7 protein-coding genes are annotated in these 9415 nt (G+C 59.4%); 2 read left to right on the plus strand and 5 right to left on the minus strand.

The genetic code is table 11. From position 1 onward, the window contains the following. Positions 1–52: 52 nt before the first annotated feature. The 3 genes from asmA to udk form a co-directional block, all read right to left on the minus strand. Positions 53–1906, minus strand: a complete 1854-nt coding sequence (gene asmA / locus K5I40_RS02380; RefSeq protein ID WP_138369954.1) for an outer membrane assembly protein AsmA — start codon at positions 1904–1906, stop codon at positions 53–55. Positions 1907–1932: 26 nt separating this feature from the next. Beyond that, complete coding sequence (gene dcd / locus K5I40_RS02385) at positions 1933–2514, minus strand: dCTP deaminase (RefSeq protein WP_039030274.1); 582 nt, start codon at positions 2512–2514, stop codon at positions 1933–1935. A gap of 89 nt (positions 2515–2603) precedes the next feature. Further along, positions 2604–3245 (minus strand): uridine kinase, encoded by a 642-nt coding sequence (gene udk / locus K5I40_RS02390; RefSeq protein ID WP_032612454.1) that lies wholly within the window; start codon positions 3243–3245, stop codon positions 2604–2606. A gap of 344 nt (positions 3246–3589) precedes the next feature. Here udk and K5I40_RS02395 point away from each other — a divergent pair, with 344 nt between their 5' ends. Continuing rightward, complete coding sequence (locus K5I40_RS02395; protein ID WP_223073991.1) at positions 3590–6919, plus strand: diguanylate cyclase; 3330 nt, start codon at positions 3590–3592, stop codon at positions 6917–6919. On the opposite strand, the gene alkA is transcribed toward K5I40_RS02395, so the two are convergent. Continuing rightward, positions 6887–7753: a DNA-3-methyladenine glycosylase 2 gene (gene alkA / locus K5I40_RS02400; RefSeq protein WP_223073778.1), complete on the minus strand. Its 867-nt coding sequence runs from the start codon at positions 7751–7753 to the stop codon at positions 6887–6889. The two genes, K5I40_RS02395 and alkA, sit on opposite strands and share 33 nt — an antisense overlap. A 133-nt stretch (positions 7754–7886) precedes the next feature. Here alkA and yegD point away from each other — a divergent pair, with 133 nt between their 5' ends. Continuing rightward, on the plus strand, positions 7887–9239 hold the full coding sequence (gene yegD, locus K5I40_RS02405) for a molecular chaperone (protein WP_223073777.1): 1353 nt from the start codon (positions 7887–7889) through the stop codon (positions 9237–9239). On the opposite strand, the gene K5I40_RS02410 is transcribed toward yegD, so the two are convergent. Further along, positions 9232–9384, minus strand: coding sequence for a hypothetical protein (locus tag K5I40_RS02410; RefSeq protein ID WP_223073776.1), 153 nt, complete (start codon positions 9382–9384; stop codon positions 9232–9234). The two genes, yegD and K5I40_RS02410, sit on opposite strands and share 8 nt — an antisense overlap. Positions 9385–9415 lie beyond the last annotated feature (31 nt).

Here is a 9415-nt window from a genome sequence, read left to right on the forward strand (position 1 = left end):
CCCCTATGGGGAGAGGGCAGGGGTGAGGGGTGGGGTGTGAAGGTGTTTAAATCTACTGGATCTTCTCCAGCAGCTTCTTCACATCTTTACCGTTCTTCGACTCTTTATTCTTCTCGGCCCAGTCACTTAACCGGCGTTTCGCTTCATCCTGCAGATGCTTACGCATCAGCTGATCCACCTGCAGGCTGTAGTTCAGCGCCTGCCAGTTGCCGTATACGTTCAGCGGGATCGGCGTGGTTTTCAGGAAATCGATCAGCTTGCCTTCGCCAAGCCATCCTTCCAGCACGCGGACTTTAAAGCGGGTATCCGCCGTCTCTTTAACCAGATCCAGCGTGCCGTTTCCTTCAAGGGTCAGCATCGGCGACTCGCCCTGCATATCCTCCAGCGTCACCTGCCCTCTGTCGAGCGTCAGGTCGGTAACGAAGCTGTCCAGACGGGTGGCGTTGTCAAAGTTCTCTTTGACCTTCACGTTACTGCTGCGCTCTACCGCCTGCTGCACCAGCTGCTGGAAGTTAAGCCCTTCCATGCGGGTATTGTGCATTTCCAGATGCGCCTCGCCCTGCCAGTTGCGGCGGAAGGCTTCGGCGTCAATCTTGCTGCCGGAGAAGTCACCGGCCATGGTCAGGCTGCCGGTAAGGGCAATCGGATAGTTAAACGCTTTCAGGATGGTGCCGATCTCAATGTTATCAAGACGCGGCTGGAAGGCGGTCTGGGCAGCGGCTTTCCGCACATCGAGGGTACCGGGTAAAGACAGGCTCCCCTCCCCCAGTTTACCGCTCAGCTCCGCAATGGTCAGAAGGCCGTTCTTGTTGCTCAGCTGGCTGCTGACCTGGGTGAAGTCCATTCCGCGCCAGCGCACGCTGTTCGCTTTCAGCTGGACATCGGCGCTAAAGCCGCGCAGGCCGTTATAATCCGGTTCGTCCAGATTAGAGGCGATCACCGGACGTTGCGACCTGGCCTGGGTTTGTCCCTGCTGTACCGCCTCGCTGTTTGTCGCCGCGGCAGCCTGCGCCGGGAGCAGATTTTCCAGATTGAGCTTGTCGAACTGCAGGTTGATGTTCCACTGCGGGTCTGTGCCCAGCAGCACGCTGGCCTCACCGGTCAGGGCGCTGTCATTGGCCTGCAAATTAAGCTGATTGAGTTCGAGCTGCTTCTGCTCCTCATGCCACAGCGCCTGCAGCGTGCCCTGCCCGCTGATGCCCTGCGTCGGCAGATCGACGCCGGTCAGCTGCCAGCTGAGCTGCTGAATGTCGGCGCTCAGCAGGTGCGGATAATCGGAGGCGTTGACGTTGGCGGAGAAGGACAGGGTCAGATCGCGCTGATTGCGGTTCACCCGGGCGCTAAAGTCGATCTTGCCTTTATGATGCTCATCCTGGTCCATCTGCAGGTTGAGATTGCGCACAGTGACCTGCTCATCCCCTTCGTGCTGGAACACCAGCACGCTGTCGGCCACCTTCAGGCGGCCAATATCAAATGACCAGCCAGCGTCATCCGCTTTATCAGGCAGGGTATTTTCGCGCGGCGCCACGGGGGCTTCGGCATTACGAACGGCTTCGGTTTGCGGGGTGAGCTGGATCACCGCCCCTTTGAGCATCACCTGATTGACCTGGAGCTGATGCGAAAGCAGCGGCATCAACGCCACGTCGAGGCGCATATTGTCAGCAGACACCAGCGGCGCGGAGGCCCCCGGCGCGGTGAGCGACATGCGCCCGGAAAGGATGCTGAGCTGCGGCCAGACGTGCCAGCGCAGCGGGCCATCCAGCTTCAGAGCATAACCGCTGCGCGCCTCAACCTGACGCACCATGTAGGCGCGAAAGTCATTGGGATTGACCAGCAGAACCAACGCTGACAGGCCAGCAACCAGCACCACCAGCAAAATCATCAGCGTGGTCAGAACTCTTCTCATGGCTTCCTCAATGGACCGGTTCGGACTTAGTCTTTATCAATACGACTGGCGACAGCACCCTGCTGGTCGCGATATTTGGCATCCTGGCGGGCGTTATACGGACGTGCCGCCGGGCCGGTTAACGGCTCAAAGCTCAACGCGCCAATCATCATGCCCGGGCGCAGCGCCAGCGGCAGTTTGCCGGCGTTGAAAAACTCCAGCACGATACGTCCGGACCAGCCTGGATCGATACGGTGCGCTGTGACGTGCACCATCAGCCCCAGACGCGCCAGAGAAGATCGTCCGTCGAGCCAGCCGACCAGATCCGCAGGCAGGGTGATGGATTCAAAGGTTACGGCCAGCGCCAGCTCACCCGGATGCAGGTAGAACGCCTCGCCGTCGTCGAGCACGATTTCGTCGCTCATCACCCGGTCGAGTGCGGCGCTGACTTCATCTTTCGGCCCGCTCAGGTCGATAAATGGTGCGGTATGACCGCTAAAGGTACGAAACTTATTCCCCAGACGGACATCCACAGTCACGCCGTTAATGCGCTCGACGGGCGGGCGCGGGGTGATGCTCAGACGGCCTTCGTCCAGCCAGGCTTCAATATCACGGTCACAAAGACGCATCACTTTCTCCTTTCGTACAGCGCGCCTTCCGGCCTTGCGAGCCGGAGGGCGAACCCGGTTATCTTTGAACGGTACACAATTCGCGCGTGTTATTCAAAAAACTGGCTGATTTTCGCTTTCAGAATATCAATGGCGATGCGGTTTTTACCCCCGCGCGGCACGATAATATCGGCGTACTGTTTGGATGGTTCAATAAACTGCAGGAACATTGGGCGTACCGTTTTCTGGTACTGCGCCATCACGGAATCCATGGAGCGGCCGCGTTCGTTAACGTCGCGTTTGATACGGCGCATCAGGCAGATATCCAGCGGGGTATCAACGAAAATGGAGAAGTTCATCGATTCGCGCAGACGGGCGTCGGTGAGCAGCAGGATGCCTTCGAGGATAATGACCTTTTTCGGCGCAATGCGAACGGTTTCCTGCAGGCGGGTATGTTCAACGTAGCTATAGACAGGCAGCTCAATGGCGGTGCCGTTTTTCAGAGCCTGAAGATGCTGGAATAACAGGCTGTGATCCATCGCGCTTGGATGGTCATAGTTGGTCTTAACACGCTCTTCCATCGACAGATGGCTTTGATCTTTGTAATAGCTGTCTTCTGGAATAACGCCGATGTGCTCATCACCGACCTGTTCACGTAATTCACGGTAAAGCGTACTGGCAATGAGACTTTTACCTGAAGCCGATGCGCCGGCGATGCCTATAATGACGCACTGATGAGACTTATCAGTCATAAATTTTTGCGACCTGAGTAACCTGGATGTAAGGAAGGACGACGCCTGAGCGTCAAACGCGGCAATTATAGGGATTTCGTCGGTATGATACCAGCCGAATAGAAATGTTCTGCGAGAGACGTTCAAAGTCCATGCAGAATAATCCTGGCCACCATTAATCCGGTTACTTTTCCAGCACCTGAGATGAAATTATTGCAGGATAACTGTTTAATAACTCTGTGATGTCAATTTATGAGCGCATACCATATAAATTGTAAATTGTTTGTACTAGCATGAACCAAATTAAAAAATCAACGCGTCCGGAGATGACTCCTGGCGGCATGGCGTCTTCGGATAAAGCGGTAATGAATAAAAAATACCAGCGCGTTTTGGTAACTACGCCACATCCTTTACTACGGCTTGTCAGTCTTGGACTGGTTACCTTCATATTCACTCTTTTCTCGCTCGAATTAACGCGTTTCGGAACTTTTTTGGCGCCCTTATGGTTCCCGACCTCCATTATGATGGTGGCGTTTTACCGTCACGCCGGGAAGATGTGGCCCGGCATCGCCCTCGCCTGCAGCCTTGGTAACCTCTCTGCTTCCTGTCTGATCTACTCCTGGGATTCCATTAACCTCTGGTACACAGGTGTCAACGTCGTGGAGGCGTTTGTCGGCGCCCTGCTGCTGCGTAAACTGCTCCCCGGCTACAACCCGTTGCAGAATCTCGGGGACTGGATCCGTCTGGCGATCGGCAGCGCCCTGATCCCTCCTCTGCTGGGCGGGGTGCTGGTCTGGCTGGCGGTGCCGAGCGACGAGCCGCTGCGCAGTTTCATGGTCTGGGTGCTGTCGGAGTCCATCGGCTCGCTGGCGCTGGTGCCGTTAGGCCTGCTGTTTAAGCCGCACTACCTGCTGCGCCACCGCAACCCGCGCCTGCTGTTTGAAACCCTGCTGACCATGGCGGTAACGCTGCTGCTCAGCTGGATCTCCCTGCACTATTTGCCCTGGCCATTTACGGCCATCATTGTCCTGCTGATGTGGAGCGCCGTGCGCCTGCCGCGTCTGGAAGCCTTCCTGGTCTTCCTGGTGACGGTGATGATGGTATCGCTGATGATTGCCAGGGATCCCGACCCGCTGACCATGCAGAATTTCGGCGCGCTGATCAACGCCCCGTGGCTGCCGTTCCTGATGATGCTCCTGCCCGCTAACGTGATGACCATGGTGATGTACGCGTTTCGCGCCGAGCGTAAGCACATTACCGAGAGCGAAGAGCGTTTTCGCAATGCGATGGAGTATTCCGTTATCGGTATGGCGCTGGTCAGCACCGACGGTCAGTGGCTGCAGGCGAACAAGGCGCTGTGCCAGTTCCTCGGCTACTCCCAGTCCGAGCTGCGTTCCCTTAATTTCCAGCAGCTCACCTGGCCGGAAGATTTAGAGAACGATCTGGAGCAGCTGGACCAGCTCCTGCAGGGCAAAATCAACAGCTACTCGCTGGAGAAGCGCTACTACACCCGCAGCGGCGAGGTGGTCTGGGCGCTGCTGGCGGTGTCGCTGGTGCGTCACGCCGACGGTACTCCGCTCTACTTTATCGCCCAGGTCGAAGACATTAACGATCTCAAGCATACCGAATGGGTGAACAAGCGCCTGATGGAGCGTATTACCCTGGCGAACGAAGCGGGCGGCATCGGCATCTGGGAGTGGGATCTCAAACCCAACGTTATCAGCTGGGATAAGCGCATGTTCGAACTGTACGAAGTGCCTGCCCACGTCAAACCCACCTGGCAGCTCTGGCACGAGTGCATGCTGCCGGAAGATCGCGCCCAGGCGGAGCAGGTGGTGCGCGATTCTCTCGCAGCCCGCGTGCCGTTCAAGCTGGAGTTCCGCATCCGGGTGAAAGACGGGATTCGCCATATCCGCGCCCTCGCGAACCGGGTGCTGAATAAACAGGGCGAAGTGGAGCGCCTGCTCGGCATCAATATGGACATGACCGAGGTGAAAGAGCTGAACGAGGCACTGTTCCAGGAAAAAGAGCGTCTGCACATTACCCTCGACTCCATCGGCGAAGCGGTGCTTTGTACCGATATCAATATGAACGTCACCTTTATGAACCCGGTGGCTGAGAAGATGAGCGGCTGGCTGCAGCAGGAAGCGCTGGGGCAACCGATCCTCTCGGTCCTGCACATCACCTTCGGCGATAACGGCCCGCTGATGGAGAATATCCACAGCGGGGATATGTCCCGCAGCGACATCGAGCAGGATGTGGTGCTGCACAGCCGTAACGGCGGCAGCTACGATATTCACTACAGCATCACCCCGCTGAGCACCCTTGACGGGCAGAATATCGGCTCGGTGCTGGTTATTCAGGACGTTACCGAGTCGCGCAAAATGCTGCGCGAGCTGAGCTATAACGCCTCGCACGACGCCCTCACCCACCTGGCGAACCGCGTCAGCTTTGAGGCCTGCCTCAAGCGGATGCTGCATACCGTGCAGGAGACGCGCCAGCGTCATGCCCTGGTATTTATCGATCTGGACCGCTTCAAAGCCGTCAACGACACCGCAGGCCACGCGGCGGGGGATGCGCTGCTGCGGGAGCTCTCATCCTTGATGCTGAGCATGCTGCGCTCCACCGATATGCTGGCCCGCCTTGGCGGGGATGAGTTTGGCCTGCTGCTGCCGGACTGCAACACCGAAAGCGCGCGCTACATTGCCGGTCGCATTATCGACGCCATCAACGACTATCACTTTATGTGGGAAGGCCGCCTGCACCGCATCGGGGCCAGCGCCGGGATCACCCAGATCGACGAGCGCAATAACCAGGCCTCCGAGGTGATGTCGCAGGCCGATATCGCCTGCTACTCCTCGAAGAACAACGGCCGTGGCGTGGTGACGGTGTATGAACCGCAGCAGGAGCGGATGCTCAAGGCGCCGGGCACCATCTCGCTGGACGAGCAGTGGCATATGATTAAAGACAATCATCTGCTGATGATCGCCCGCAGCGTCGCTTCACCGCGCATCCCGGAAAGCAGCACCTTCTGGATGCTGGCCCTGCGCCTGTGGACCAACGACGGCGAGATGCTGGAAGAGCACGCCTTCCGGGCCGGACTGGCGGAGCCGGAGCTGATTCACGCCCTCGACAGACGCATTTTGCAGGAGTTTTTCCGCAATTTTGCCACGCCGCTGACCAACAAAGGCACCGGGGTCGCCCTGCCGCTCTCCACCGCCGGTCTTGCCAGCGCCACCCTGGTGGATGAACTGCTGGAGATGCTGCGCGCCTGTCCGCTGCAGCCGCGTCTGCTGCATCTGATCGTCCACGTCAGCGTCCTGACGCAGGAAGATGACGTTACCCACGCCAACCTGCAGAAGCTGCGCGAGGCCGGGTGCCGTATCATCCTGAGCCATGTAGGGCGCGATATGGAGGTGTTTAACCACCTGAGCGCGCAGATGGCCGACTACCTGCTGCTCGATCCTGAGCTGGTGGCAAACGTCCACGGGAATCTGATGGATGAGATGCTGGTGACCATTGTTCAGGGCCATGCCCAGCGTCTGGGGATCAAGACCATCGCCGGGCCGAGCAATCAGCCGATCATGATGGATACGCTCTCCGGCATTGGCATCGACTACATCTACGGCAACACCATTGGCGAGCCGCAGCCGCTGGAGCTGCTACTCAATGCCAGCTACTTCGCCATCAACTGACGGCGTCCAGCCGTCGGTGTACCAGATGTGCAGCAGGGCGTACGAGCGCCAGGGCTGCCAGCGTTCAGCATAGCGGCGTATTTGCGCCGGAGTCATTCCGGCAAAGCGCTGCTTGATCAGATAGTCATCCGCTAAAAAGACATCCTTTGCCTGCCAGCCTCGCAGGGCGAAGTAGTTCGCCGTCCAGCGGCCGATCCCGGGCCGGGTCTGCAGCGCTTTGATGGCGCTGTCGATATCATCCGGGGCCTCGGTCGGGAAATCTCCTGCCACCACCGACTGCGCCAGATGGATCAGCGATTCCGCGCGTTTCAACGGCATGCCCAGCGCCTTCAGCGCCAGCGGATCGGCCTGTGTCACCGCGTCAGGCGTTGGGAAACAGCGGTATTCCGGCGCTTCCGCCAGGGGCTCGCCGCAGAGCGCCACCAGCTTAGCGGTCAACTTCGCGGCCATCGCCACGCTCACCAGCTGTCCGAGAATGGCGCGCACGCCCTGCTCCCAGGTATCCATCGAACCCGGCAGGCGCAGGCCGGGGCGCGCGGCACCAAGCGAGCCCAGTGTCTGTTCAATCTGCTGCGGATCGCAGTGGAGATCGAACAGGCGGGTGATGCGCGCCAGGCAGAGATCGGCGATGGGCAGCAGCCCGTCGCTGAGTGCCACCTCCAGCGTGCCGTTGGGCTGCGGCGTCACGTGGATCAGCCCCCGATGCCCCTGGCAGGCGAAGCTGCGGGTGTAGTCGGTAGGAGTTACGGTTTCAATCCCGGCGACCGCACGATCGCCAAGAAATTTCAACATCCAGAGCCAGTCGTAGGGCGGCTGCCAGGTCAGGGTAAACATCGTCGCTCCTTATTTTGTCCTGTCACAGCATAAACGCAGATGGCTCCTTACGCCTTGCTTTCATATTCCTGTTGTCGCCAGCCGGACATTTCGCTAAAGTCTCGCCCCTTCTCAATGGCATGGGGACGCTGACGTGTTTATCGGATTTGACTATGGCACCGCCAACTGTTCAGTAGCGGTGATGCAAAACGGGCAGCCGCAGCTGCTGAAAATGGAAAACAACAGCACGCTGCTGCCGTCGATGCTCTGCGCGCCGACCCGCGAGGCGGTGAGCGAGTGGCTGTACCGCCACCATCAGGTTCCGGCCACCGGCACGGAAACCCAGGCGCTGCTGCGCCGGGCGGTCAGCTTTAACCGCGAAGAAGATATCGATGTGACGCCGGCCAGCGTGCAGTTTGGTCTGTCGTCGCTGGGTCACTACATTGAGGATCCGGAGGAGGTGTACTTCGTTAAGTCGCCGAAATCCTTCCTGGGTGCCAGCGGCCTGAAGCCGCAGCAGGTAGCGCTGTTTGAAGATCTGGTCTGCGCCATGATGCTGCATATTCGCCAGCAGGCCCAGACTCAGCTGACGGAGGAGATCACCCAGGCGGTGATTGGTCGCCCGATCAACTTCCAGGGGCTGGGCGGCGATGAGGCTAACCAGCAGGCGCAGGGGATTCTGGAGCGCGCCGCGCAGCGCGCGGGCTTTTGCGACGTGGTGTTCCAGTATGAGCCGGTTGCCGCCGGTCTGGATTTTGAAGCGACGCTTGAGCGCGAAAAACGGGTGCTGGTGGTGGATATCGGCGGCGGGACCACCGACTGTTCGCTGCTGCTGATGGGGCCACAGTGGCATCAGCGCCGGGATCGCGAGAGCAGCCTGCTGGGGCACAGCGGCTGTCGTATCGGCGGGAACGATCTGGACATCGCCCTGGCCTTCAGGAGCCTGATGCCGCTGCTCGGCATGGGCGGGCAGACAGAAAAAGGCACCGCCCTGCCGATCCTGCCGTGGTGGAACGCCGTGGCGATCAACGACGTGCCGGCGCAAAGCGATTTCTACAGCGTTGCCAACGGGCGTTTCCTTAACGATCTGGTGCGCGACGCCCAGGATGGCGACAAGGTGGCGCTGCTGCATAAAGTGTGGCGTCAGCGTCTGAGCTACCGGGTGGTACGCAGCGCGGAAGAGAGCAAAATTGCGCTTTCGGATGCCGCAGAACACGCCGTGACCCTGCCGTTCATCAGCGATGAGCTGGCGACGGCCATCAGCCAGCAGGGGCTGGAGGCGGCGCTGGCGCAGCCGTTACAGCGGATCCTTGAGCAGGTGCAGCTGGCGCTGGATAACGGCAACGAGAAGCCGGACGTCATCTACCTGACCGGCGGCAGCGCCCGCTCACCGCTGATCAAAAAAGCGCTGGCGCAGCAGCTGCCGGGCATCCCAATTGCCGGGGGCGATGATTTTGGTTCCGTCACCGCCGGGTTGGCCCGTTGGGCGCAGGTGGTATTCAGCTAAGGTGGCATTGCCGGGGGCGCTTCGCTTGCCCGGCCTGGAAAATCTGCACCGACACGTAGGCCGGGTAAGGCAACGCCGCCACCCGGCGTGCAGACCGCACCGCTCGCGCCCCGCGCCATTCAGACAAATCCAGACAGTCTTTCATATTTCCTCCATTTTTCCGCTCAATTGCCTCA

The sequence above is a fragment of the Leclercia sp. LTM14 genome (assembly GCF_023736175.1).
GTDB classification, from domain to species: domain Bacteria; phylum Pseudomonadota; class Gammaproteobacteria; order Enterobacterales; family Enterobacteriaceae; genus Enterobacter; species Enterobacter barmai.